Source organism: Pseudomonas putida (assembly GCF_001941965.1).
In the GTDB taxonomy this organism is placed as follows: Bacteria; Pseudomonadota; Gammaproteobacteria; order Pseudomonadales; family Pseudomonadaceae; genus Aquipseudomonas; species Aquipseudomonas putida_L.
This window is the reverse complement of record NZ_MKZO01000036.1, coordinates 397310-422971: the sequence shown is the minus strand read 5'-3', so window position 1 is coordinate 422971 and position 25662 is coordinate 397310. Positions and strand designations below refer to the sequence as shown.

Below are 25662 nucleotides of genomic sequence, written 5' to 3'. Positions count from 1 at the left end.
TCCCGGAGTCGTCATGGCCCTGTTACAGCTGGAGCGCATCAGCGCACAGTACCCCGGCGCCGCCGAACCGGTGCTCGCCGACATCTCCCTGAGCCTGGGCCCGCAGCAACTGCTGGTGGCCCTCGGTCCTTCCGGCAGCGGCAAGACCTCGCTGCTCAACCTGATCGCCGGCTTCGTCAGCCCGAGCGCCGGACGCATCACCCTCGACGGGGTGCCGGTGCAAGGCCCGAGCGCCGAACGTGGCGTGGTGTTCCAGGACGATGCCCTGCTGCCCTGGCAGGACGTGCTGGCCAACGTCGCCTTTGGCCTCGAACTGGCCGGCTTACCGCGCCCGCAACGTGAAAAGACGGCGCGGGAAATGCTGGCCCTGGTGGACCTCGCCGATTTCGCCGAACGGCGCATCTGGCAGCTTTCCGGCGGCCAGAAACAGCGCGTCGGCCTGGCCCGCGCGCTGGCGGCCGACCCTCGGGTGCTGCTGATGGACGAACCCTTCGGTGCCCTCGACGCCTTCACCCGCGAACAGATGCAGGAACTGCTGCTGCAGGTCTGGCAGCGCACCGCCAAGCCGGTGTTCCTGATCACCCACGACATCGAGGAAGCGGTGTTCCTCGCCACCGACCTGATCCTTCTCGCGCCCAACCCGGGCCGGGTGGTGGAGCGCCTGCAGCTGGACTTCGGCCAGCGCTATGCGGCCGGCGAATCGGCGCGCTCGATCAAATCCGATCCGCGCTTCATCGAAACCCGCGAGCACGTGCTGGCGCGGGTCTTCTCGCAACGCAGGGAGTCCGCATGAGCAGCCTCGAACTGCCGGTAACGGCCAAACCGACCGCCGCCGCACCTCGTGTGCGCCGCACCCTGAGCACCCGCTGGATCAGCGGCCTGACCCTCGGCGGCCTGTTGGCGCTGTGGTGGCTGGTGACCGCGGCGGAATGGATCGAGCCGCTGTTCCTGCCCTCGCCGGAAGCGGTGCTGGGCAAGGCCTGGCTGCTGCTGACCCAGGGCTACATGGAATCCACCCTGTGGCAGCACCTCAATGCCAGCCTCGGGCGTATCGGCCTGGCCCTGGGCGCGGCGATCCTCACCGCGATCCCGATCGGCATCGCCATCGGCCGCAACCGGATCGCCCGTGGCGTGCTCGATCCGCTGATCGAGTTCTACCGGCCGATTCCACCGCTGGCCTACCTGCCGCTGATCGTCATCTGGTGCGGTATCGGCGAGCTGTCCAAGGTGCTGCTGATCTACCTGGCGATCTTCGCCCCGATCGCCATTGCCACCGCCACCGGCGTGCGCACCGTCGATCCGGCGAAACTGCGTGCCGCGCAGTCGCTGGGGGCGAGCAAGGCGCAATTGATTCGCCATGTGATCCTGCCCAGCGCCTTGCCCGACATCCTGACCGGCGTGCGCATCGGCCTTGGCGTGGGCTGGTCGACCCTGGTCGCCGCCGAGCTGATCGCGGCCACCAGCGGGCTGGGCTTCATGGTCCAGTCGGCGGCGCAGTTCCTGGTCACCGACGTGGTGGTGCTGGGGATCCTGGTCATCGCGCTGATCGCCTTCGCCCTGGAAATGGGCCTGCGTGCACTGCAACGCAAGCTGGTGCCGTGGCACGGCCAGAGCCACTGATAACGAATTTTTAGTGAGACAGACATGAGCCTGATCATTACCCCGCTGAGCCCGGCGCTCGGTGCCCAAATCAGTGGCGTGGACCTCAGCCGCGAGATCGACGCCACCACCCGCGATGCCATCGAGCAGGCCCTGCTCGCGCACCAGGTGCTGTTCTTCCGCGAGCAGTCGATCACCCCGCAGCAGCAGGCCAATTTCGCTGCGCAGTTCGGCGACCTGCATATCCACCCGATCTACCCGAACATCCCGGAAACCCCGCAGGTGCTGGTGCTGGATACCGCCGTCACCGACGTGCGCGACAACGCCATCTGGCACACCGACGTGACCTTCCTGCCGACCCCGGCGCTGGGTGCGGTGCTGGCGGCCAGGCAGGTGCCGGCGTTTGGCGGGGATACCTTGTGGGCCAGCGGGATCGCCGCCTACGAGGCGCTGTCGGAGCCGTTGAAGCGTTTGCTGGACGGGCTGACGGCGACCCACGACTTCACCAAGTCATTCCCCCTGGCGCGGTTTGGCAGCACACCGGAGGACCTGGCGCGCTGGGAAGCGACGCGCAAGGCCAATCCGCCGATCTCGCATCCGGTGATTCGGACGCATCCGGTGAGTGGGCGGAAGTCGTTGTTCGTCAGTGACGGGTTCACTACCCGGATCAATGAATTGAGCGAGCAGGAGAGTGAAGCGATTTTGAAGCTGCTGTTCGCCCATGCCACGCGGCCGGAGTTCACCATTCGCTGGCGCTGGCAGGTGGGGGATGTGGCGTTCTGGGATAACCGCGTGACCCAGCATTACGCGGTGGATGATTACCGGCCGGAGAGGCGGGTGATGCATCGGGCGACGATCCTGGGGGATGTGCCCTTCTGACAGTTTTGTAGAGGATTTGATGGCCCTATCGCTGGCAAGCCAGCTCCCACAGGTTTTGCGGTGCACGCGATCCCTGTGGGAGCTGGCTTGCCAGCGATAGGGCCATCAGCAACAACCTAGATAATCCGGGCCTCAAAGCTGGCCGGCTTCAACTGGATCGCCACGAACTTCGACGTCGGGGTATGGCTGCCATCCCCCACGCTCTCCAGCGGCACCAGCGGGTTCACCTCCGGATAGTAAGCCGCCGCCTGCCCCGCCGGGATATCGAACGCCAGCAAGGTAAACCCGGTCACCCGGCGCTCCAGCCCATCACCCCACAGCGACACGATGTCGGCCTTGTCCCCCGGGTTGAAGCCCAGGCGAATGATGTCCGCCTCGTTGGCGAACAGCACGTTGCGCTGCCCGCGAACCCCGCGGTAACGGTCGTCCAGGCCATAGATGGTGGTGTTGTACTGATCGTGGGAACGCATCGACTGCATGATCAGGTCCGGCAGCTTGCCGGTCGCGCGCACGCCTTCATGCAGCAGGTCGTCCGGCAGGCGGTTGGCCTTGAAGTTGGCCTTGCCGCTGGCGGTTTTCCATACGCGCTGGGCAGCGTTGTTGCCCAGGTAGAAGCCACCCGGGTGCTTCAGCCGCTCGTTGAACTGGTCGAAGCCGCCAATGGTATCGGCGATCAGGTCGCGAATACGGTCGTAGTCGGCGATCAGCCAGTTCCAGTCCACCGGATGCTTGCCCACGGTCGCGGCCGCGATACCGGCGATCACCGCCGGCTCCGAGCGCATTTCCTTCGACAGCGGTTTGAGCTGGCCATTGGAGGCGTGGACCATGCTGAACGAGTCTTCCACGGTCACGGCCTGCGGGCCTTCGCCCTGCTGGTCGATATCGGTGCGGCCCAGGCACGGCAGGATCAGCGCTTCCTTGCCGTGAATCAGGTGGCTGCGGTTGAGCTTGGTGCTGATATGCACGGTCAGGTCACAGTTGCGCAGGGCCTGGGCGGTGCGGTCGGTGTCCGGGGTGGCCTGGGCGAAGTTGCCGCCCAGCCCGATGAAGACCTTGGCCCGGCCTTCGAGCATGGCGTGGATCGCCTCGACCGTGTTGTGGCCGTTATGCCGCGGCACCGGGAAGCCGAAACGGCGCTCCAGGGAGTCGAGCAGCGCCACCGGCGGACGCTCGTTGATGCCCATGGTGCGGTCGCCCTGCACGTTGCTGTGGCCACGCACCGGGCACAGGCCTGCGCCCGGGACACCAACGTTGCCGCGCAGCAGCATGAGGTTGGCGATTTCCTGGATGGTCGGCACCGAGTGGCGGTGCTGGGTGATACCCATGGCCCAGCACATGATGACCTTCTTCGCCTTCACGTACATGCGCGTGGCCAGTTCGATCTCGCCCAAGGTCAGGCCCGATTGGGTTTCGATCTGCTCCCACGAGGTGGCGTCGACCACCGCCAGGTAGTCATCGACGGTAGCGGTGTGCTCGGCGATGAAGGCGTGGTCGAAGATCGGCTCCTCGCCCTTGGCCAGCGCCTCGCGTTCCCATTGCAGCAGGAACTTGGCCATGCCGCGCATCATCGCCATGTCGCCGCCGAGGGCCGGGCGGAAGAACGCGGTGTTGGTCGGCTTGTCGCCGTTGGTCAGCATCTCGATCGGGTGCTGCGGGTGCTGGAAGCGTTCCAGGCCGCGCTCCTTGAGCGGGTTGATGCACACCACCTGGGCGCCGCGCTCCACCGCCTCGCGCAGCGGTTCGAGCATGCGCGGGTGGTTGGTGCCAGGGTTCTGGCCCCAGACGAAGATGGCGTCGGCATGCTCGAAGTCATCGAAGGTGACCGTGCCCTTGCCCACCCCGACGCTCTGCCCGAGGGCCACGCCGCTGGCCTCGTGGCACATGTTCGAGCAGTCCGGGAAGTTGTTGGTGCCGTAGGCGCGGACGAACAGTTGGTACAGGTACGCCGCTTCGTTACTGGCCCGGCCGGAAGTGTAGAACTCGGCCTGGTCCGGGCTTTCCAGCGCGTTCAGGTGGCGGGCGATCAGGGCGAAGGCGTCGTCCCAACTGACCGGCCGGTAGCGGTCGCCGACCGGGTCGTAGAGCATCGGGTCGGTCAGGCGGCCCTGGTACTCGAGCCAGTAGTCGCTCTGGGCGAGCAGCGAGGTGACGCTGTGGCGAGCGAAGAAGGTCGGGTCGACGCGGCGCTTGGTCGCTTCCCAGTTCACCGCCTTGGCGCCGTTCTCGCAGAACTTGACCATGCCGTGTTCCGGCGAGTCGCCCCAGGCACAGCCCGGGCAGTCGAAGCCGCCGTTCTGGTTGGTCTTGAGCAGGGCGCGGATGTTCTTCAGGGCGTTGTCGCTGCCGACCCACGCCTGGACCACGCTGCGCAGCGCGCCCCAGCCACCGGCGGCGCCGTTGTAGGGTTTGTAGCGCGGAACGGGTTTCTGGTCGGCTTGATGATGCAGGCTCACGATCTGTTCTCCCGTGCAGGGCTGTAGACCCTTGGTGCACTGTGCTGCGGCAGGTGGATGAGGTTCAGGTTATGGCGCCGGGCCCATTGCAGGGCCAGGCCGGTAGGCGACGAGAAGCTGACCAGGGTCTGGATGCCGGCGCGCAGGACTTTCTGGATCAGTTCCAGGCTGCAACGGCTGGTGACCACGGCGAGGCCGCCACGGGTGTCGATGCGCTGGCGGACCAGGGCGCCGATCAGTTTGTCGAGGGCGTTGTGCCGGCCGATGTCTTCGCGACCGAACAGCAGTTCGCCGTTGGCGTCCATGAACGCCGCCGCGTGAACCGCGCCGCAATGCTGGCCAAGGGGCTGGAAATCGGCGATGCGCTGGCGCAGGCCGACCAGCCATTCGGCGGGTGGCAGCGGGGCGCCTGGCAGTACCTTGAGGTCAGGCAGGGCCTGCTCCACGGCTTCCACGCCGCACAGCCCGCAGCCGCTGGTGCCGGCCAGTTGGCGCCGCTGGTTCTTGAGGTTCCAGAACGCCCGGCTGGCGATTTCCACCTGGGCATGCAGGGCCGAGCCGCTTCCGGCGAGCTTGATGTCGTAGATGTCGTCGGCGCTGTCGACGATGCCGCTACCGATGCTGAACCCCACCACGAAATCGTCGAGATCGGTGGGGCTGACCAACATCACCGCCTGGCTGATGCCGTTGAAGGCGATGGCCAGGGCCACTTCCTCGGCGAGGTCGGCACTGGCGGGAGACGGGTCTTCGAGCTGGCTGTAGTCGTAACGCACGCTGGCGGCAGGGGCTTCCAGGCTTGTGGAGGCCGCGCAAACCGGAGGCTTGCTGCTCATTTATTGGAATACCGGCAAGGCTAATTCGATTTATAAGCCTAGGCCTGTGCTCGGGTATCGTCTAATCGCTTCTGCCGATGTGCCGATAGAGCGCGTCGATCATGCCTCGTCGAGCAGTTTCCGGTACTCGGCGATACAGGCTTCGGCCAGGGCCGAGCGCGGCGCGGTGCGGCGCATGATCAGGCCCAGCGGGGCGAGGGTGGTGGCCTGGTCGATAGGCTGCAGGCGCAGGCCGCCGGTCACCGCTTCGAGGCCGCTGCCCAGCGGCATCACTGCGCAGCACAGGCCGCCGTGCACGGCCTGGACCAGCTGATGGACGGCATCGGTCTGCAACAGCAGGCGCGGGGTGATGCCGCGGCTGTGGAAGTTGTGGTCCACCGACTGGCGGAAATGCATGCCGGCAGTGAGCAGGCCCAGGGGCAGCTCGGCCAGGGCCTCCCAGTGCAGCGGGGCATCGTCGAAGTGGAAATGCTCCGGGTCGTAGAGCAGGCCCATGGGCGATTCACCCAGGGGCAGGGCTTCGAAACGCTCCTGGTCGAGGCGTTCCAGGTAGGACAGGCCGAGGTCGAGGCGGTTGCTGGTGAGCTGTTCGAGGATCTGTTCGGAGCTGAGGGCGCTGAGTTCGAAGGCCAGTTCCGGATGCTGGCGGTGCAGGCGTTGCAGCAGCGGCAGCGGGTCGAAGCTGGACAGCGGCACCATGCCCAGGCGCAGGGTGCCGGCCAGATGTCCGCGACAGGCGGCGGCTTCGGCCTGCAAACCGTCGTAGGCGGCGAGCACCGAGCGCGCCCAGGCCAGCACCCGTTCACCTTGCGCGGTAAAGCCCTCGAAGCGCTGGCCGCGGTTGACCAGCTCCAGCCCCAGTTCCCGTTCCAGGTTGCGCAGGCGCATCGACAGGGTCGGCTGGGTCACGTGGCACAGCGCGGCGGCCTGGCCGAAGTGACGGGTTTCGTCCAGGGCGATGAGGAATTTCAGCTGTTTGATGTCCATCGTCGTCTCGGGGCTGGGGGGCGGGGCATTCTAACCTGACCTAGACTTTGGGCTCCGAGAATCCTTTATCAGGGAGAGCGTCATGAGTCTGTTCAGTTTCGTGAAGGAAGCGGGAGAAAAACTCATCGATCTGCTGACGCCCGGCAATGCCAATGCCGGTGAGCAGCTCAAGGAGCACGTGGCCAAGGTGGGGCTCGGCAACCCCAATGTGCAGGCCACGGTGAACGGTGACACGGTGACGGTCACGGGCGAGGTGAGCAGTCAGGAAGAGAAGGAGAAGATTCTTCTGGCCCTGGGCAATATCGCGGGTGTGGCGTCGGTGGATGACCAGATCACCGTGGCCGGGCCGGTGGCGCAGGCGGCGCGGTTCGTCACGGTGGAGAAGGGCGATACCCTGAGTGCCATTTCCAAGAAGGTGTATGGCGACGCCAACAAGTACAACAAGATCTTCGAGGCCAACAAGCCGATGCTGAGCCATCCGGACAAGATCTATCCGGGGCAGGTGCTGCGTATTCCGGAGTGATGATCTTAGCCTTGTGTTATGTCTGAGGGCCCTATCGCTGGCAAGCCAGCTCCCACAGGGTCTGCGGTGCATGCGATCCCTGTGGGAGCTGGCTTGCCAGCGATGAGGCCGGATCAGCTGTCACAGTCCTTCCAGTAAAGCCCGGTAGTCTTCCTGCGCCGCGAATTCCTCGGTATCGCGCGCAGGCTTGCGGCTGTCCGGCTGGCGCACGGCGAGCAGGTGGGCGACGCCGAAGGCGCGGGCGCTGCGCAAGATCGCCAGGGTGTCGTCGATGAACAGGCTGCGCGACGGATCGAACCCGGTATCCGTGCGCAAGGCACTCCAGAACTGCTGGTTTTCCTTGGGGAAACCATAGTCGTGCGAGCTGATCAGCCGCTCGAAATACGGCGCCAGGGCCACCCGCTCCAGCTTCAGCGACAGCGAATCACGGTGCGCGTTGGTGATCAGGATCACCCGCTTGCCCGCGTCCCGCAGTGCCGCGAGGAACGTATCCGCATCCGGTCGCAGGGCGATCAGGTCGGCACTCTGCTGCTTCAACTCACGAATCGGCAGCTTCAGCTCGCGGGTCCAGAAATCCAGGCAATACCAGTTCAACGATCCGGCATGCCGCTCGAACAGCGGCTGGATCTCCAGCTCGGCCATGGCCCGGCTGATGCCGTGGTGCTCGGCATAGCGCTGGGGCAGCAGCTCCATCCAGAAATGGTTGTCGTAGTGCAGGTCGAGGAGGGTGCCGTCCATGTCCAGCAGGACGGTATCGATATCGCGCCAGGCGAGAGGCAGCATGTTAAAGATTCTCGTTCGGTCGGGCCGTGGTGGGCGGTATAGTACCCCGTTACCGCCAAGGAGCCGCCCCCTCATGCGCCAGAAACCCACCGTCCTCTCCAGCGAGATCGTCGCCAGCAGCCGCCTGTTCCGTGTCGAAGCCGTGCAGTTGCGCTTTTCCAACGGCACCGAGCGCACCTACGAACGCCTGGTCGGCCGGGGTAATGGTTATGGCGCGGTGATGATCGTGGCGATGCTCGACAGCGAGCATGCGGTGCTGGTCGAGGAATACTGCGGTGGCACCGACGAGTACGAGGTGTCCCTGCCCAAGGGCCTGATCGAGCCCGGCGAGGACGTGCTGGCGGCGGCCAACCGCGAGCTGAAGGAAGAGGCCGGCTACGGTGCTCGACAACTGGAGCACATCACCGAGCTGTCGCTATCCCCCGGCTACATGAGCCAGAAGATCCAGGTGGTGCTCGCCACCGACCTCTACGAGGAAAGCCTGCCGGGCGACGAGCCGGAGCCGATGCGCGTCGACCGCGTCAGCCTGCGCGAGCTGTCGGCCCTGGCCCAGCATCCGCAGTTCTCCGAGGGCCGGGCGCTGGCGGCGCTGTACCTGGTACGCGACCTGCTGACCCAACGTGGAGTGTTCCCGGTATGAACCCTGTCGAGCTGATGCCCCAGGTAGTCGAACTGGCCCGCCGTGCAGGCGAGGCCATCCTGCCGTTCTGGCGCGCTGATGTGGCGGTGACTGCCAAGGCCGACGAGTCCCCGGTGACTGCCGCCGACCTGGCCGCGCACAAGGTCATCGCCGAGGGCCTGCTGGCGCTGGCCCCGGAGATCCCGGTGCTTTCGGAAGAGGACTGCGATATCCCGCTGGAGCAGCGCCAGGCCTGGCAGCGCTGGTGGCTGGTGGACCCGCTGGACGGGACCAAGGAGTTCATCGCCGGCACCGACGAGTTCACCGTGAACATCGCCCTGATCGAACAGGGCCGGGTGGTATTCGGCGTGGTGGCGATGCCGGTCAATGGCCGTTGCTACTACGGTGGCCAGGGTATCGGGGCATGGCGTGCCGAGGCCGATGGTTCGGTCGAGGCGATCCAGGTGCGCCTGGCACCGCCGCCGGGCCAGGCGTTCACCGTGGTTGCCAGCCGCCGACATTCCAGTCCGGAGCAGGAGCGTCTGCTGGCTGGCCTCGGCGAAGCGCTGGGCGAGCTGGAACTGGCCAATATCGGCAGCTCGTTGAAGTTCTGCCTGCTGGCCGAAGGCGCCGCCGATTGCTATCCGCGTCTGGCGCCGACCTCGCAGTGGGACACCGCCGCCGCCCAGGGCGTGCTGGAAGGCGCGGGCGGCGAGGTGCTGGGCCTGAACGGCGAGGCGTTCACTTATCCTGCCGTCGAATCGCTGCGCAATCCGTTCTTCCTCGGCCTGCCGGCCGCCGCGCCATGGCGCGCCAAGCTGCTGGCCCTCGCCTCAGCGGTGTAGCACGTACTGCCCGTCGAACTCCACGGCGGGCTTTTCGCTTCCTTCGTTGAACACCCGGGTATGCAGGCTCAGGCGTGCCCGGCCGTGGCGTGCGTAGGTCTTGAGGAAACGCTCCCAGACCTTCTCCTCCGGCGCCTCGCACACCGCGATGGCCGCGCCGGTCACCGGCAGTGGATAACTGATCGCGCCTTCCTGGATGACGATATGCCCGTCATCGATCCCCCCCTCCTGCAAGCGCAGGTGCAACCAGCCCCAGCCCGCCAGCACCGCGCCGCAATACAGGCTGCCGCCGAACATGGTGCTCTTGTGGTTGACGTTGGGCTCCAGCGGCAAACGCAGGCGCAGGCGCTGCTGCTGCCAGTCGAGCACGCTCATGCCCATTTCCCGGGTCAGCGGGATGTCGTGGTGCAGGATGCTTTCCAGGTCGCTGCTCATCAGCGGCTTTCCTCCGGGTCTTCGCTGGCATGGCTGTCGGCGAAGCTCAGGCCGTGCTTGCGCAGCTTGTCGTGCAGGGTCTTGCGCGGGATGCCGAGGGCTTCGGCCAGGCTGCGCATGGAACTGTGCGAGCGGGCCAGCTCGGCGGCGATCAGCGAGCGCTCGAAATGCTCGACCTGTTCGCTGAGATTGCCATCGGCCGGTGGCAGGTCCTGGGGGGCGGCGCTGTTTTCGGCCTGGCCGTCGAGGGCCAGCTCCAGGCCGAGGGCGAAGCGTTCGGCGGCGTTCTGCAGCTCGCGTACGTTGCCTGGCCAGGTGTGGCGCAGGAGCATGGCGCGCTGCGCCGGTTGCAGCTCATGGGCGGGCAGGCCGTGGCGTTCGCTGGCGGCATCGGCGAAGTGCTGGAACAGCACGAGGATGTCGTCGCCTCGGTCGCGCAGCGGCGGGATACGCAGCGGCGCGACATTGAGGCGGTAATACAGGTCGGCCCGGAAGCGGCCCTGGTCGGCGGACTGGCGCAGGTCTTCCTTGGTCGCGGCGATCACGCGGATATCCAGGGGGATCTGCTGGTTGCCGCCCAGACGCTCCAGCACCCGCTCCTGCAGCATGCGCAGCAGCTTGACCTGCACGTCCAGGCTCATGCTCTCGATCTCGTCGAGGAACAGGGTGCCGCCATTGGCGAACTCGAACTTGCCGATACGGCGCTTCTGCGCGCCGGTGAAGGCCCCGGGCTCGTGGCCGAACAGCTCGCTTTCCACCACCGATTCGGCCAGGGCCCCGGCATTGATCGCCACGAACGGCCCGTCGCGACGGCTGGACAGGTCGTGCAGGGCGCGGGCCACCACTTCCTTGCCGGCGCCGGTCTCGCCGAGTATCAGCACGTCGGCACGGGTCCCGGCGAGGGCGCCAATCTGTTCGCGCAGGCGCTGGATCGACGGCGAATGGCCGACCAGGCGCCCGCTCAGTTGCTGACGGTCGCTCAGGGCCAGGCGCAGGCTGCGGTTGTCCAGCACCAGGCGGCGCAGGGCCAGGGCGCGGCGCACGCTGTCGATCAGGGCGTCGCTGGCGAAGGGTTTTTCCAGGAAGTCATAGGCCCCGGCGCGCATGGCCTGCACCGCCAGCGGCACATCGCCGTGGCCGGTGATCAGCAGCACCGGCAGGTCCGGATCCTGGCCGTGCAGTTGCTCCAGCAGTTGCAGGCCGTCGATGCCGGGCATGCGGATATCGCTGACCACCACGCCGGGCCAGTCGGCCTCGATGCGTTGGGCCAGGCCCTGGGCGTCGCTCAAGGCGAGGACGCGCAGGCCGGCGAGGTCGAGGGTCTGGCTGAGGGCCTGGCGCAGGTGCGGGTCGTCGTCGACCAGGATCACCTGGGTGCGGCTGTCGATCAGGGGCTCGGTCATGCCAGGGAGTCCTCGGAAGTCTGTAGGTTGGCGCCGGGCTTGGCCACGCGCAGTTGCAGGGTCAGCAGCGCGCCGCCCTCCGGGTGGTTGGCCAGCAACAACTCGCCGCCGAGGGCGCGCATCAGCGTGTCGCAGATCGCCAGGCCCAGGCCAAGGCCCTGGGTGCGGGTCTTGGTGGTGAAGAACGGCTCGCGGGCGTGGGCCATGGCCTGGCTGGTAAAGCCTGGGCCGTTGTCGCGGATCGTCAGGTAGACGTAGTCATCGCGGCGTTCGGCACTTAGCCACAGCTTGCGCGGGTTGGCCTTTTCGGTGAGGGCGTCGAGGGCGTTGGCCAGCAGGTTGCCGAGCACCTGGCGCAGGCGGGTTTCCCCGGCCTGGACCCACAGCGTGGCTTCCGGCAGGTCGCGGATCAGCTCCACGGCCATGGCCCGACGCCGCTTGGCCAGCAGCGCCAGGGCGTCGTCCAGCGCCGGTTGCAGGGCCACGCTTTCCGGAGCGTGACGGTCGCGGCGGGCGAAGGCCCGCAGGTGGGCGATGATCGAAGCCATGCGCCCGGTCAGTTCGTTGATCAGCTTGAGGTTGCCGCGGGCGTCGTCGATGCGCTGGTGGTCGAGAAGGATCTCGGCGTTTTCCGCGTAGCTGCGGATCGCTGCCAGGGGCTGGTTGAGCTCGTGGCTGATGCTCGCCGACATGGTCCCGAGCACCGACAGCTTGCCGGCCTGGACCAGTTCGTCCTGGGCGCGTGCGGCCTCCTGCTGGGCCTGTTCGCGCTCGAGTACCTCGCTTTTCAGGCGGCGGTTGAGGCCTTCGAGGTCGGCGGTGCGCTCGACCACACGCTTTTCCGAGTCGTGGCGGGCGCGGGCTTCGAAATCGATGCGGTCCATGTAGTGGCGGCGCCGCTGCATGACCAGGCCGACCAGCAGCATCACCACCAGCAGGGTGGCGCCGCCCACGGCCATCACCGTGCTGACCGAACGGTCCACCAGCACCTTTGGCGCGAGGATGTTCACTTCCCAGCCGGTTTCCGGAATCGAGCGGGTCTGGATCAGCCAGGCCTGGCGGTTGAGGTTGAGCGGTTGCGGCTCCTGGGTCGGGTAGGGCTGGATTGCGGTGATCGACTGGCGGTCTTCATCGCTCAGCGGCCGGGTGGCGCGGAAACGCCATTCCGGGCGCGAGGTCAGCACTACCACGCCGTTGCTGTCGGTCAGCAGCAGTTGTTCCGGGCTTTTGCCCCAGAGGGTCTCGGTGTGGTCGAGGTCGACCTTGACCACCAGCACGCCGATCACCTGGCCGTTGTCCCACACCGGCGCACCAAAGAAGTAGCCGCGCTTGGCCGAGGTGGTGCCCTGGCCGAAGAAGCGCCCCAGGCGCCCGGCGGTGGCGTCGCTGAAGTACGGGCGGAAGGAGAAGTTGCGACCGATGAAACTGTCCTTCTTGTCCCAGTTGGAGGCGGCCAGTGTGTTGCCCTTGGCGTCCATCAGGTAGATGACTTCGGCACCGGTCTGGCTGCTGATCTCCTTCAGGCGGCGGTTGGCGTTGGTCTGGAATTCCAGGCGCAGCGGGTCGGCCAGCACGTCGCGCAGGGTCGGCAGGTCGCCGAGGATCTGTGGCAAGGCCTCGAAGCGGCGCAGGGTACCGAGCAGGTTGGCGACGTAGAGGTCGAGGGTCTGGCGGTTCTGGCTGGCCAGTTCGTCCTGGTAGTAGTGCTCGGCGAGGCGGTTCAGCGGCCAGAGCAGCGGCGCCAGGCACAGGGCCAGAAGGGCGAGGCTGCGCCAGCGGGGACGGCGGGGAAGGCTGGGGGTCATGGTCATCGCGGAAAATGCGCCAGAAAGGTCTGGCGCATTATGCGCTACTTCAGGCAGTCGATCAGCGCCTGGTGCCAGTCGGGCTGGCTGACCTGCCACTCGCGTTGCAGGCGGCTGCAATCGAGGCGCGAGTTCAACGGCCGGCGGGCCGGCGTCGGGTACTCGCTGGACGGGATCGGCACCAGGTTGGCGCAGGGCTTGCCCTGGGCCTTCAACTGCTCGCCGATGGCCTGGGCGAAACCGAACCACGAGGTTTCACCCTCGGCGGTCAGGTGGTACACGCCCCAGGCCCCGGCCTGGCCGGCCTGCCAGCGCTGGATCAATTGGCGGGTGCTGTTGGCGATAGTCCCGGCCCAGGTCGGCGCGCCGATCTGGTCGGCGACCACGCGCAGTTCCGGCTTTTCCTGCAGCAGGCGCTGCATGGTCAGCAGGAAGTTGCGGCCGTGTGTCGAGTAGACCCAGCTGGTGCGCAGGATCAGGTGCTGCCCGCCGACCGCAGCAATCGCCTGTTCGCCCGCCAGCTTGCTCTGGCCGTAAACGCCCAGCGGATTGGTCGCGTCGTCCTCGGTGTAGCGGCCTTGCTTGCTGCCGTCGAAGACGTAGTCGGTGGAGTAGTGGATCAGCGGGATGCCCAGGCGCGCGGCTTCTTCGGCGAAGACGCCTGGCGCCTGGGCATTGATCGCGAAGGCCAGCTCCGGCTCGCTCTCGGCCTGGTCCACCGCCGTATGCGCGGCGGCGTTGATGATCAGGTCGGGGGCGATGGCTCGGACCCGGTCGGCGATGCGTTCGGGGTGGGCGAGGTCGAGCTGGTCGCGGCCGAGGACGTGCAGTTCGCCCAGGTCACCCAGGGTCTGCTGCAGGGCCTGGGCCACCTGGCCGTTGCGGCCGCAGACGAGGATCTTCATGGGAACAGGTCCGCGTCTTTCAGCAGCTTGCCGTTCTGGTCCTTGGCCGAGAGCAGCGGCGTGCCCTCGAGTTGCCAGTCGATGGCCAGTGTCGGATCGTCCCAGCGTACGCAGCGCTCGGCTTCCGGATAGTAGTAATCGGTGGTCTTGTAGAGGAACTCGGCGTAGTCGGTCAGGACCACGAAACCGTGACCAAACCCAGGCGGAATCCACAGCTGCCGGTTGTTCTCCGCCGACAGGCGGATACTGGTCCAGCGCCCGAAATTCGGAGAACTGCGGCGCAGGTCAACGGCGACGTCGAGTACTTCGCCGGCCGTGACCCGCACCACTTTACCTTGAGCATGTTCGATCTGGTAATGCAGACCACGCAGCACGCCTTTCTGCGAGCGCGAGTGATTGTCCTGGACGAAATGAGCGTTGACGCCGGTTTGTGCCGCGAACTCACGCTCGTTGAAGCTTTCGTAGAAAAAACCTCGCGCATCGCCGAACACCTTCGGTTCGATGATCAGGACGTCGGGTAGCGTACTGGTGGTGACCTTCATCGTGTCTTGCTCATCAATCCAAGCAGATATTGACCATAGCCGGTTTTGCTCAGAGCTTCTGCCCGTACGGTCAGTTGTTCGGAGTTGATCCAGCCGTGCTGATAGGCGATTTCTTCCAGACAGGCGACTTTCAGGCCCTGGCGATGCTCGATGGTTTGCACATACTGCGATGCTTCCAGCAGGCTGTCGTGAGTGCCGGTGTCGAGCCAGGCAAAACCACGGCCCAGGCGTTCGACCCGCAGGTCGCCGCGCTTGAGGTAGGCATTGTTGACGTCAGTGATCTCCAGTTCGCCCCGTGGCGATGGCTTGACCGCCTTGGCGATGTTGACCACGTCGTTGTCATAGAAATACAGACCAGTGACCGCGTAGCTCGACTTGGGCTGCTTGGGTTTTTCTTCGATCGACATGGCACGGCCTTCGGCGTCGTATTCCACCACGCCGAAACGCTCCGGATCCTTGACCCAATAACCGAAGACGGTGGCACCCTTGGCATGGCTGGCGGCCTTGACCAGTTGTGGAGTGAAGCCCTGGCCGTGGAAGATGTTGTCACCCAGTACCAGGCAGACCGAATCGTTGCCGATGAACTCTTCACCGATCAGGAACGCTTGGGCCAGACCGTCCGGAGACGGTTGTTCGGCGTAGCTGATCTCGACACCGAACTGGCTGCCGTCGCCCAGCAACTGGCGGTATTGCGGAAGATCCTGTGGTGTGGAAATCAGCAGGATCTCGCGAATGCCGGCGAGCATCAGGACCGAGATCGGATAGTAGATCATCGGCTTGTCGTAGATCGGCAGCAGTTGCTTGGAAACGCCGAGGGTGATGGGGTGCAGACGGGTGCCGGAGCCACCCGCCAGGACGATACCTTTGGTCATGCAATCAGGTCCTTGAAGTCGGAGGTGCCCAGGCGTTGCCCTTGGTAGCTACCGTCCTGCACGTGGCGGCACCATTCCAGGTTGTCCAGATACCACTGGACGGTCTTGCGCAGGCCGGTCTCGAAGGTTTCTTCGGGAACCCAGCCCAGCTCACGTTCGATCTTGCTGGCGTCGATGGCGTAGCGCTGGTCGTGGCCAGGGCGATCCTTGACGTAGGTGATCAGGTCGGCGTAGTTGGCCACGCCTTCCGGACGCTGTGGCGCCAGCTCTTCGAGCAGCGCGCAGATGCCGCGCACTACGTCGATATTCTTCTGTTCGTTATGGCCGCCGATGTTGTAGGTCTCGCCGACCACACCCTCGGTCACGACCTTGAACAAGGCGCGCGCGTGGTCTTCGACGAACAACCAGTCACGCACTTGCAGGCCGTTGCCGTAGACCGGCAGCGCTTTGCCCGCCAAGGCGTTGAGGATCACCAGTGGAATGAGTTTTTCCGGGAAGTGGAACGGCCCGTAGTTGTTCGAGCAGTTGGTCAGCAGCACCGGCAAGCCGTAGGTACGGTTCCAGGCGCGGACCAGATGGTCGGATGCGGCCTTGCTCGCCGAGTACGGGGAGCTGGGGGCGTACGGGGTGGTTTCGGTGAACAGGTCGTCGACGCCATGCAGGTCGCCGTACACTTCGTCAGTGGAGATATGGTGGAAGCGGAAGGCTTCACGCTCGCCGGCCGGGAGCTTGGACCAATAGCCGCGAGCGGCTTCCAGCAGGCTGTAGGTGCCGACGATATTGGTCTGGATGAAGTCCGAAGGACCATCGATGGAACGGTCGACATGGGACTCTGCTGCCAGGTGCATGATCGCGTGAGGCTTGAAGCGCTCGAGCACGGCACTGACGGTTGCCTGGTCGACGATATCGGCCTGGACGAACTCGTAGCGGGTATTGGTCACGATGCTCTGCAGCGATTCCAGGTTGCCGGCGTAGGTCAGCTTGTCAAGGTTGAGCACTTCGTGCTCGGTGTTGTCGATTAGATGGCGAACCAGCGCCGAACCGATGAACCCGGCTCCGCCGGTGATAAGAATTCGCATGTTTGGCTGCCTTTCTTCCATAACTGACATTGAGCAAAAAGCGCATAGCTTGTGGGCACCGGCGGGTGCGTGCAAGCAGATTGCGCCGGATAACCGTTTCGTGCCGTTTTACGCAACGAAATCACGGTCAATTGTGCGTAATTTTAACCACTGCACTTGCTTAATGGCAGGGCTGATGGCGATATAGCGCAAAAAAACCGAGGTCTCCGCCATGCCCCTCAGCACTCTTCTCAGCCGAGCAAGCCAGCCTTGCCCCACCCTTAGCGAACGCCAGGCCCGCGCCTTGCTCAACCAGCACTATGGAGTGGATGGCGCGCTGCAGGCGCTGGGCAGTCAGCAGGACCTGAATTTCCGCGTCGACAGCGCGCAGGGTCGTTATGTGCTCAAGGTCTGCCATGGCAGTTATTCGGCAGTGGAACTGGAGGCCCAGCATGCAGCCCTCGGCTATTTGCGCGAGCGCGGTGTGCCGGTACCGGCGGTACGGGCGACGCTGTCCGGTGAGCAGTTGCTCGCGCTGGACATCGATGGCCAGAGCGTGCGCGCTCGCCTGCTCGACTATATAGACGGCCAGACCCTGACTCGGCTCAAGCACCTGCCGCCGCGCCTGATCGCCGAGCTGGGCGCCCTGTGTGCCCGGGTCGACCGGGCCCTCGCCGACTTCAGCCACCCGGGCCTGACCCGCACCCTGCAATGGGACCCTCAGCATGCCCAGGCGCTGATCGCCCACCTGGTGCCGGTGCTCGCCGAGGGCCCGCGCAAGCAACGGGTGCAGGCTGCCGCCGCCCAGGCGCAGGAGGCACTGGCCGCAGTGCAGGCCGACCTGCCGCGGCAGGCGGTGCATCTGGACATCACCGACGACAATGCCGTCTGGCAACGCGACGGCGAACGCGAGTGGCAGTTGCAGGGGGTGATCGATTTCGGCGACCTGCTGCACACCTGGCGCATCGCCGACCTGTCGGTGACCTGCGCCGCGCTGCTGCACCATGCCGAAGGCGATCCGCTGCGGATCCTCCCGGCAGTGGCCGCCTATCACGCCATCAACCCGCTGACCGAGGCCGAACTCAAGGCGCTCTGGCCGCTGATCGTCGCCCGTGCCGCGGTGCTGGTGCTCAGCAGCGAGCAGCAGGTGAGCGTCGAGCCCGGCAATGCGTATATCCGCGACAACCTGGCGCATGAATGGGAAATCTTCGAGGTCGCCGACAGCGTGCCGTTCGCCCTGATGGAGGCGGCGATCTTCCAGGCCGTCGGCCTTGAGCCTGAGTGCTCGCTGCCGGGCAATTGCCTGCCGCTGGTCGCGGGTTTGAGCGGGCAGGCGGTGAACCGGGTCGATCTCGGCGTGCTCAGCGAGCATTTCAGCGCCGGCAACTGGGAAGCCCCGGGCATCGACCAGCAACTGCTGCTGCAAACGCCGGCCCCGGCCTCTTCGCTGTATGGCCAGTACCGCCTGTCCCGTACCCATATCGATAACCCGCGCGAGCCGGAAACCTTCGCCTTGCAGGTGGAGCTGCATCTGGCCCAGGGCACCCCATTGGTCGCGCCATTCGCTGGCACCTGGCAGGTCGATGGCCCGAACCGCGGCTGCCTGCAGGGTGCGCAGCTCAGCCTGTGGCTGTGGGGCTGTGGTGACGTGCTGGCGGACGGGCAAGCGGTCGAAGCCGGGCAGGGCCTCGGGCAAAGCGGCGACAGCCTCACGGTGCAGCTGTGCCGGGTCCCGGGCCTGCGACCACCAGCCTTTGTCGTGCCCTCGCGGGCCGGGGCCTGGCAGGCGGTCTGTCCGTCGCCGGCGGGTTTGCTCGGTTTTGACTGCGATGCCGCGCCCCTGGGTGATGCGCAAGCCCTGCTGGCGCGCCGCGACGCCAGCTTCGCCCGCTCGCAGAAGCACTACTATCAGCAGCCGCCGCAGATCGAGCGTGGCTGGCGCAATTATCTGATCGACCTGCAGGGGCGCTCCTACCTCGACATGCTCAACAACGTCGCCGTGCTCGGCCACGGTCACCCGCGCATGGTCAGCGAGGCCGCGAAACAATGGTCGTTGCTCAACACCAACTCGCGCTTCCACTATGCAGCCATCGCCGAATTCTCCGAGCGCCTGCTGGCCCTGGCACCGAAGGGCATGGACCGGGTGTTCCTGGTCAACAGTGGCACCGAGGCCAACGACCTGGCGATTCGCCTGGCCTGGGCCGCCAGCGGCGGGCGCGACGTGCTCAGCGTGCTGGAGGCGTACCATGGCTGGTCGGTGGCTACCGACGCGATTTCCACCTCCATCGCCGACAATCCGCAGGCCCTGACCACAAGGCCGGAGTGGGTGCATCCGGTGACCGCGCCGAACACCTATCGCGGCAAATACCGCGGCAGCGACAGCACCACCGACTATGTGCGCGATGTCGATGCCACCCTGGCCGAGGTGGACGCCACCGGTCGCCAGCTCGCCGGCTTCATCTGCGAGCCGGTGTACGGCAATGCCGGCGGCATTCCACTGCCGCCGGGTTATCTGCAACAGGTCTATGCCAGGGTCCGCGAGCGCGGCGGGGTGTGCATCGCCGACGAGGTACAGGTTGGCTACGGGCGCATGGGCGAGTGGTTCTGGGGCTTCGAAGAGCAGGGCGTGGTGCCGGACATCATCACCATGGCCAAGGGCATGGGCAACGGCCACCCGCTGGGCGCGGTGATCACCACCCGGGCCATCGCCGAGGCACTCGAAGCCGAGGGTTACTTCTTCTCGTCCGCCGGCGGCAGCCCGGTCAGTTGCCGGATCGGCATGGCGGTGCTGGACGTGATGGCCGAGGAAGGCCTGTGGGAAAACGCCCGTGAGGTGGGCGCTTACTTCAAGGCGCGGCTGCAGCGCCTGGTCGATGAATATCCGCTGGCGGGCGCGGTACACGGTTCCGGTTTTTACCTGGGCCTGGAACTGGTGCGCAGCCTCGATACCCTGGAGCCGGCCAGCGAGGAAACCATGATCCTGTGCAATCGCCTGCGCGACCTGGGGATCTTCATGCAGCCCACCGGCGACTACCTGAACATCCTCAAGATCAAGCCGCCGATGTGCACCACCAGGGAAAGCGTCGATTTCTTCGTGGACAGCATCGCCCGGGTGTTGTCAGAAGAGCTCTAGCGCCGTGAATCGAAGCCGGTTAAGTCGATTTGTATCGGTTTAACCGGCTTTTTTATGTGTGATGATTTTATTTCACGGCTTTCATTGTCGATATTTATCGGATATAAATTCGTTCACTTGAACATCCACCAAGGTTCGCCCCCATGAAGACTCTGAGTTCTACTCCCCGTGCCGATGGCTTCCACATGCCCGCCGAATGGGCGCCGCAAACCCAGGTCTGGATGATCTGGCCGGAGCGTCCGGACAACTGGCGCCTTGGTGGCAAGCCGGCCCAGGCGGCCCACACGGCCGTGGCCAAGGCCATCGCCCGTTTCGAACCGGTGACCGTCGGCGTGTCTGCCGCGCAATACGAGAATGCCGTGTCGCGCCTGGCCGGCGAGCCGAATATCCGTGTGGTCGAACTGAGCAACGACGACGCCTGGGTGCGTGACACCGGCCCGACCTTCGTGATCAACGACAATGGCGAAGTGCGCGGCGTGGACTGGGGCTTCAACGCCTGGGGCGGCTTCAATGGCGGCCTGTATGCACCGTGGAACCGCGACGAGCAGGTGGCCGGCAAGATCATGGGCCTGGAGCGTAGCGAGCGTTATGTCACCGAGGGCTTCGTGCTCGAAGGCGGCTCGATCCATGTCGATGGCGAAGGCACCCTGATCACCACCGAGGAATGCCTGCTCAACGCCAACCGCAACCCGCACCTGAACCGCGGGCAGATCGAGGACATCCTGCGCGACAACCTCGCCGTGGACACCATCGTCTGGCTGCCGGATGGCCTGTACAACGACGAAACCGACGGTCATGTGGATAACTTCTGCTGTTACGTCAGCCCGGGCGAAGTGTTACTCGCCTGGACCGATGATTCCAATGACCCCAACTATTCCCGTTGCCGTGCGGCCATGGCGGTGCTGGAAAGCCAGCGTGATGCCAAGGGGCGGACCTTCGTGGTGCACAAGATGCCGATTCCGGGCCCGATGTACGCCACCCAGGACGAGTGCGACGGCGTCGACATGGTCGCCGGCAGCCAGGAGCGCAGCCCGTCCTCGCGCCTGGCCGGGTCCTACGTGAACTTCCTGATCGTCAACGGCGGCATCATCGCCCCGAGCTTCAACGACCCGGCCGACGCCGAGGCTAGAGCGATCCTCGCGCGCCTCTTCCCGGATCACGAAGTGGTCATGGTGCCCGGTCGTGAACTGCTGCTGGGCGGTGGCAATATCCACTGCCTGACCCAGCAGCAACCGGCGCCGGTAAAGCGTTGATTTGACGTCAAAAAAAAGCCCGTCTCCGGACGGGCTTTTTTGTGCCCGGACGACGGCCGGCGCTCCCTGATGGCATAGCTTTTGTATTAATTCCAATGTTGTAACAAGAGATGGACGGTCTGTGTTTTCCCACGGATTTGTCACAAATCTTGAGTAATTTGCTCAACTCACGCCTCTGGGGGAGTACGTGTGAAATGAATACTGCACGTGAGTTGGCTTCGTACCCGACTGTCATGAACCATGAAGCGCTTCAGGTATTGGCGCAGTGGTTGAAACACAATGGACCAATCCGGGTCAGGAAGACCGATCCACGGCGGCTGCTGGCGGAGCGTTATCCGGCAGGGCTGATGACCGAGGCCGAGCTCGATGCGCTGGCGGGCATCTGGCACGGCTGAGGGGAGAAGGTTGCAAAAGGAAAGGGCAGTGCCGGGGAGGCACTGCCCTTTTTTGTGGGTGCTCTCAAGGGCCCCATCGCTGGCAAGCCAGCTCCCACAGGTTCGGCGGTGCACGCGATCCATGTGGGAGCTGGCTTGCCAGCGATGAGGCCCGAAAGGTCAGAAGCTATAGGTCCCGGTCACCACCAGGCTGCGAGGATCACCAAACTGGATCTGCGCCGCACTGGTCGCCGACGCGTAGTAGGTCTTGTCGGTGATATTGCTCAACGCTGCCCGCACATCCCAGTCCCTGGTCCGGTACCCGGCCAGTGCATCCCAGGTGCCATAGCCCGGCAGCACGATGCTGTTGCGGGTATCGGCATAACGCTCGCCGACGAAGGTCAGCCCGGTTTCCGCGTACCAGCCCATTTCCGGCTTCCAGGTAATGAACACGCTGCCATTGCGCTTGGCCACATCGGAAACACGGTTGCCGGCGTTGCCTTCGGTGTCGTCGACGATGATCGCATCCTGCAGGCCGATGCCGCCGCGTACATACCAGTTGTCCGCCAGTTTCCCGGTAGCGGTCAGCTCGATGCCGCGGGAGCGTTGCAGGCCGGTCAGGATCCACTTGTTCGGGTCGAGCAGGTCGCGGTTGCGCCGGTTGTAGAGTTCCAGCTCATACACGGCCAGGGTGGTGCTCAGGCGCTCGTCCAGCCAGTCGCTCTTGACCCCGATTTCCTTCTGCCGGGTGGTTTCCGGGTCGGTCTCGTTGGTGTTGCCCGCCGCACCCGGGGTGATGCCGATCAGGCCGCCGCCGGGTGGCGAGAAGGTCTTGCTCCACGAAGCATAGAAGGAGTGTTCCTTCCACGGCGTATAGACGATGCCCAGGCGCGGGCTGGTGCCGGTGCTGTCCTGCTTTTCGCTGCGACCGCTGACCTTGCTGGTGGTGTCCACCTCGAAACGGTCCAGGCGCACGCCGGCGAGGATCTGCCATTCATCGTTGAGGCGGATCTGGTCCTGCAGGTACAGGCCGCGGCTGCTGACATCGGTGTGGTTGTTGCTCGAGATGTTCATGCGCCCGGTGTGCTGCACCGCGGGGTTGGGGTTGAAGGCGTTGACCGACGGCACGTTGCTGCCGTTGCGCAGCAGGGAATTACGCCGCTGCTCGCCCAGCTCCAGGCCGATCAACAGTGTGTGCTCCAGGCCCCAGGTGTCGACGCGGCCCTCGGCTTCGAGGTTGTTGAACAGGTTGCGGGTGTTCAGGTCCTGCTGCCAGCGCTGCCGGGTGACCAGGTGGGTGGCGGGGACATAACCGACCAGGTAAGTGTTGTCGAAGTCACTGTCCAGGGTGATCAGGCCGAGGGTATGGCGCAGTTGCCAGTTGTCGCTCAACTGATAGTTAAGGCGTGAGCGCAGGGACTCGGTCTTGTCATCGATGTAGTCGCGTCCGCTGTCGCCGTAGGTGGTGCTGCGGTTGACGTCCAGCGGCCGGCCGGTCAGCGGGTTGCCGGGGATACCGCGATCCGGGGTACGGTTGTAGCGGCTGTATTCGTACTGCACCAGCCAGTTCAGGTCCGGGGTCAGTTGCCAGCTCATCGACGGTGCGAACAGTTGGCGGCTGCCGTCGACGCCATCGCGGAAGCTGTTGTTGTCGCGCTCGCCGAGGTTCAGGCGCAGGCTGATGTTCTCGCTCGGGTCGGCGCTCAGGTCGGCATACAGGCTGCGCAGGTCCTCGCTGCCGCCCTGGACTTCGATGCTGGAACGCCGTCCGGCCTCCGGCGCCTTGCTCACCCGGTTGATGATCCCGCCCTGGCTGCCCCGGCCATAGAGCACGGCGGCCGGGCCCTTGAGCACTTCGACCCGCTCGATGTTGTGCAGGTCGCGCACGTACTGGCTGTCGTCGCGGATGCCGTCCAGGTAAAAGTCGTTGCTCGCGTCGAAGCCGCGGATGCGCACGCTGTCGAAGCGGGTGTCGGCGCCGCTGCTGACGTTGGGCAGGCCGCTCAGGGCCTTGCCCAGCTCGTTGGTGCCGTAGTCGAGGACGTTGCTGGTCTTGATCGAATCCACCGCCTGCGGCACGTAGCGCACCGGGGTCGAGGTACGGGTGGCCGTGGTGACCTCCTTGACCCGCGGATCATCGCGTTCGGCCTCGCTGTCGGCGGTGACCGACACTTCAGGCAGGTTGGTGGTGGCAGCCATGGCCAGGCTGGAGCCGAACAACAGGGAAAGCCCCAGGGAAAGGGAAGAAAGGCGGCAGGGGGAAGGCATGTGGGTGGATATCCGGCGATGTTTTTGGATGTTTTGAAAACTCGCGGATGATAATGCTTGGCATTTGCAAACGTTAATTCTTTGTAGGAAATCTTCTCGGCTATTTGTATCTAAATGTCTCCAGGCTGAATCCTTTCCGTGTTACCGAAATTCCTGACGTTTCCGGCAAATTCCTACAGTTCTCGCGACCGAATCTCTTTTCGGATAGAAGAAATTCCGACGATAACGCAGAAAAACATGAAATTTGCCATCATCTCTTCACGAACTTTTGACATGTCGTTCTGCCCGCGGCTAGGATTCGGACCCTGCGCCTGCAGGCCGTTCGGCCAAGACACTAATAATAAAAGGCCCGCTGCGATCACTCGCATGCGGGCCTTTTATTTTCAGTCCGTGAGCGTCAACCCACGCAGGGGGCGTGGTTCTGGCGTTTGGCTGCAGTGCGTATCAAATCACGTAATAAGGAAAACAAGATGTTGAAAACCCGGATCAGTCTGCTCGCACTGGGGCTCATGGTCGCTACTCAAGCAATGGCCAACGATCAAGCCGAGTCGAAAGGCTTCGTCGAAGACAGCACCGCCAACGTGCTGCTGCGCAACGGCTTCATGAATCGTGACAAGAAGCACGACACCAACGACCAGCGTCAATGGGGCCAGGCTGCCATTGCCAAGTTCTCCTCTGGCTTCACCCAGGGCACCGTTGGTGTTGGCGTTGATGCCTTCGGCCTGTACGCCGTGCGTCTGGACGGTGGCAGCGGCCACAACGAAGGTGGCGGTATCGACTTCTTCAAGCGTGGCGACAGCGGCAACGCCCAGCACGACATCGCCCGTGGCGGTGCAGCGGTCAAGTTCCGTGTTTCCAACACCGTGCTGAAGTATGGCGACCAGATGCCATCCCTGCCGGTCCTGCAATACGACGACGCTCGTCTGTTGCCAGAAAGCTTCACCGGTACTTCGATCAACTCCAAGGAGATCGAAGGCCTGGAGCTGAACGCCGGTCGCTACACTCGCGAAGCGCGCAAGTCCACCGAACAGCGTGACACCGACCTGAAGTCGATCAACGTCTTCGGCGGTAGCTACAAGTTCATGCCGAACCTGACCGCCTCGCTGTACACCTCCGATGTCGAAGACGTGCTGAAGAAGCACTACCTGGGCGTCAACTACGTCCACGCCATCGCCAAGGACCAGTCCCTGACCCTGGACTTCAACGGCTACAAGTCGGACATCGACAAGAAGTACGTGCAGAAGGCCAGCCTGACCGGTGATAGCAACACCATCTGGAGCCTGGCGGCCACCTACGCCTTCGGCCCTCACTCGTTCACCCTGGCGCACCAGCGCAGCACCGGCAGCACTGGCTACCAGTACGGCTGGTACCAGAATGGCGCTGGCGTGGGTGACGGTGGTTCGACCATCTACCTGGCCAACTCCTACTGGTCCGACTTCAACGCTGAAGACGAGCGTTCCTGGCAGGTCGCCTACGGTCTGGACTTCGGCGCCTTCGGCGTACCGGGCCTGACCTACAACATCGCCTACGTGCGTGGTGACAACATCAACACCCACGGCTATGGCGAAGGCACCGAGCGCGAGATCTTCAACCAGGTCAAATACGTCGTACAGGAAGGCCCTGCCAAGGACCTGAGCCTGAAACTGCGTGGTTCCTGGCTGCGTACTTCGGAAAGCGTCCGCCTGAACGGCTACAACGACGACGGCAACGAAGTCCGTATCTTCGTCGAGTACCCGATCAGCATCTTCTGATGCTGGTTTTGAGGTAGGAAAGGGGCCGCTGATGCGGCCCCTTTTTTGTGTGCCATGCACAGAGTGCGAGCTGGACACAAAAACCTGTAGGAGCTGGCTTGCCTGCGATGGACTGCGCAGCGGTCCCAAAACCATCCCGCACGAGTTCAGTGCCCTATCCGGTCCCGGATTCGGTGTGCCGGGTGGATCGCATCAATCCAGAATGTCCGGTGTGGCAGGTTTTGGGACCGCTCTGCGGTCCATCGCAGGCAAGCCAGCTCCTACAGGGTTCCTCGCCGACTGCAGGGAATGAGTCCGGCACCATGCTTGTAAGGTCATCAAGTTACGTCTACGTTACATAGA

22 protein-coding genes are annotated in these 25662 nt (G+C 64.7%); 10 read left to right on the top strand and 12 right to left on the bottom strand.

Going from position 1 to position 25662, the window contains the following annotated elements:
• Positions 1-13 precede the first annotated feature (13 nt).
• From tauB to tauD, 3 genes are read left to right on the top strand one after another with little or no spacing between them, the layout of a single operon-like run.
• Complete coding sequence (gene tauB / locus PSEMO_RS21455; protein WP_075804970.1) at positions 14-793, top strand: taurine ABC transporter ATP-binding subunit; 780 nt, start codon at positions 14-16, stop codon at positions 791-793.
• Positions 790-1620 (top strand): taurine ABC transporter permease TauC, encoded by an 831-nt coding sequence (tauC, locus tag PSEMO_RS21450; RefSeq protein WP_075804969.1) that lies wholly within the window; start codon positions 790-792, stop codon positions 1618-1620. Before tauB ends, tauC begins: the two co-directional genes overlap by 4 nt.
• A 24-nt stretch (positions 1621-1644) precedes the next feature.
• On the top strand, positions 1645-2478 hold the full coding sequence (tauD, locus tag PSEMO_RS21445; RefSeq protein ID WP_075804968.1) for a taurine dioxygenase: 834 nt from the start codon (positions 1645-1647) through the stop codon (positions 2476-2478).
• A gap of 116 nt (positions 2479-2594) precedes the next feature.
• Here the strand turns inward: tauD and PSEMO_RS21440 are convergent, their stop codons facing one another.
• The 3 genes from PSEMO_RS21440 to PSEMO_RS21430 form a co-directional block, all read right to left on the bottom strand.
• The gene (locus tag PSEMO_RS21440) at positions 2595-4931 is read right to left on the bottom strand and encodes an FdhF/YdeP family oxidoreductase (RefSeq protein ID WP_075804967.1); all 2337 of its coding nucleotides are present in this window, start codon (positions 4929-4931) and stop codon (positions 2595-2597) included.
• The gene (gene fdhD / locus PSEMO_RS21435) at positions 4928-5764 is read right to left on the bottom strand and encodes a formate dehydrogenase accessory sulfurtransferase FdhD (protein WP_075804966.1); all 837 of its coding nucleotides are present in this window, start codon (positions 5762-5764) and stop codon (positions 4928-4930) included. Before fdhD ends, PSEMO_RS21440 begins: the two co-directional genes overlap by 4 nt.
• A 99-nt stretch (positions 5765-5863) precedes the next feature.
• A complete protein-coding gene (locus PSEMO_RS21430) occupies positions 5864-6751 on the bottom strand; it encodes a LysR family transcriptional regulator (protein ID WP_075804965.1) in 888 nt (295 codons plus the stop codon).
• Positions 6752-6833: 82 nt separating this feature from the next.
• Here PSEMO_RS21430 and lysM point away from each other — a divergent pair, with 82 nt between their 5' ends.
• Positions 6834-7274, top strand: coding sequence for a peptidoglycan-binding protein LysM (gene lysM, locus PSEMO_RS21425; RefSeq protein WP_075804964.1), 441 nt, complete (start codon positions 6834-6836; stop codon positions 7272-7274).
• Between the two features lie 120 nt (positions 7275-7394).
• Here the strand turns inward: lysM and yrfG are convergent, their stop codons facing one another.
• A complete protein-coding gene (yrfG, locus tag PSEMO_RS21420) occupies positions 7395-8057 on the bottom strand; it encodes a GMP/IMP nucleotidase (protein WP_075804963.1) in 663 nt (220 codons plus the stop codon).
• A gap of 73 nt (positions 8058-8130) precedes the next feature.
• On the opposite strand from yrfG, the gene nudE reads away from it, so the two are divergent.
• Entirely contained in the window at positions 8131-8697 is a 567-nt protein-coding gene (gene nudE / locus PSEMO_RS21415; RefSeq protein ID WP_075804962.1) for an ADP compounds hydrolase NudE, read from the top strand.
• The gene (gene cysQ / locus PSEMO_RS21410; RefSeq protein WP_075804961.1) at positions 8694-9521 is read left to right on the top strand and encodes a 3'(2'),5'-bisphosphate nucleotidase CysQ; all 828 of its coding nucleotides are present in this window, start codon (positions 8694-8696) and stop codon (positions 9519-9521) included. Before nudE ends, cysQ begins: the two co-directional genes overlap by 4 nt.
• Here the strand turns inward: cysQ and PSEMO_RS21405 are convergent.
• Genes PSEMO_RS21405 through rfbB form a run of 7 tightly spaced genes read right to left on the bottom strand, consistent with a single transcriptional unit; the run spans position 9510 to position 16562 of the window.
• The gene (locus PSEMO_RS21405) at positions 9510-9956 is read right to left on the bottom strand and encodes a YiiD C-terminal domain-containing protein (RefSeq protein ID WP_075804960.1); all 447 of its coding nucleotides are present in this window, start codon (positions 9954-9956) and stop codon (positions 9510-9512) included. The two genes, cysQ and PSEMO_RS21405, sit on opposite strands and share 12 nt — an antisense overlap.
• Positions 9956-11359, bottom strand: a complete 1404-nt coding sequence (locus PSEMO_RS21400) for a sigma-54-dependent transcriptional regulator (RefSeq protein WP_075804959.1) — start codon at positions 11357-11359, stop codon at positions 9956-9958. The genes PSEMO_RS21405 and PSEMO_RS21400 overlap by 1 nt, the downstream gene beginning before the upstream one ends.
• The gene (locus PSEMO_RS21395) at positions 11356-13170 is read right to left on the bottom strand and encodes a sensor histidine kinase (protein WP_075804958.1); all 1815 of its coding nucleotides are present in this window, start codon (positions 13168-13170) and stop codon (positions 11356-11358) included. The genes PSEMO_RS21400 and PSEMO_RS21395 overlap by 4 nt, the downstream gene beginning before the upstream one ends.
• Before the next feature lie 38 nt (positions 13171-13208).
• On the bottom strand, positions 13209-14069 hold the full coding sequence (rfbD, locus tag PSEMO_RS21390) for a dTDP-4-dehydrorhamnose reductase (protein ID WP_075804957.1): 861 nt from the start codon (positions 14067-14069) through the stop codon (positions 13209-13211).
• Positions 14066-14611, bottom strand: coding sequence for a dTDP-4-dehydrorhamnose 3,5-epimerase (rfbC, locus tag PSEMO_RS21385; protein WP_075804956.1), 546 nt, complete (start codon positions 14609-14611; stop codon positions 14066-14068). Before rfbC ends, rfbD begins: the two co-directional genes overlap by 4 nt.
• Positions 14608-15483, bottom strand: coding sequence for a glucose-1-phosphate thymidylyltransferase RfbA (gene rfbA, locus PSEMO_RS21380; RefSeq protein ID WP_075804955.1), 876 nt, complete (start codon positions 15481-15483; stop codon positions 14608-14610). Before rfbA ends, rfbC begins: the two co-directional genes overlap by 4 nt.
• Entirely contained in the window at positions 15480-16562 is a 1083-nt protein-coding gene (gene rfbB / locus PSEMO_RS21375) for a dTDP-glucose 4,6-dehydratase (protein WP_075804954.1), read from the bottom strand. The genes rfbA and rfbB overlap by 4 nt, the downstream gene beginning before the upstream one ends.
• 211 nt (positions 16563-16773) lie before the next feature.
• Between rfbB and PSEMO_RS21370 the strand changes: the two genes are divergently transcribed.
• The 3 genes from PSEMO_RS21370 to PSEMO_RS21360 all read left to right on the top strand — a co-directional run bounded on the left by PSEMO_RS21370 (position 16774) and on the right by PSEMO_RS21360 (position 21322).
• Positions 16774-19674 (top strand): aminotransferase, encoded by a 2901-nt coding sequence (locus PSEMO_RS21370; protein ID WP_075804953.1) that lies wholly within the window; start codon positions 16774-16776, stop codon positions 19672-19674.
• A gap of 143 nt (positions 19675-19817) precedes the next feature.
• Positions 19818-20927, top strand: coding sequence for an agmatine deiminase (gene aguA, locus PSEMO_RS21365; RefSeq protein WP_075804952.1), 1110 nt, complete (start codon positions 19818-19820; stop codon positions 20925-20927).
• 194 nt (positions 20928-21121) lie between these two features.
• On the top strand, positions 21122-21322 hold the full coding sequence (locus PSEMO_RS21360; RefSeq protein ID WP_075804951.1) for a hypothetical protein: 201 nt from the start codon (positions 21122-21124) through the stop codon (positions 21320-21322).
• Positions 21323-21481: 159 nt separating this feature from the next.
• Here PSEMO_RS21360 and PSEMO_RS21355 read toward each other — a convergent pair whose 3' ends face one another.
• Entirely contained in the window at positions 21482-23569 is a 2088-nt protein-coding gene (locus PSEMO_RS21355; RefSeq protein WP_075804950.1) for a TonB-dependent receptor, read from the bottom strand.
• 470 nt (positions 23570-24039) lie between these two features.
• Here PSEMO_RS21355 and PSEMO_RS21350 point away from each other — a divergent pair, with 470 nt between their 5' ends.
• Positions 24040-25320: an OprD family porin gene (locus PSEMO_RS21350; protein ID WP_075804949.1), complete on the top strand. Its 1281-nt coding sequence runs from the start codon at positions 24040-24042 to the stop codon at positions 25318-25320.
• Positions 25321-25662 lie beyond the last annotated feature (342 nt).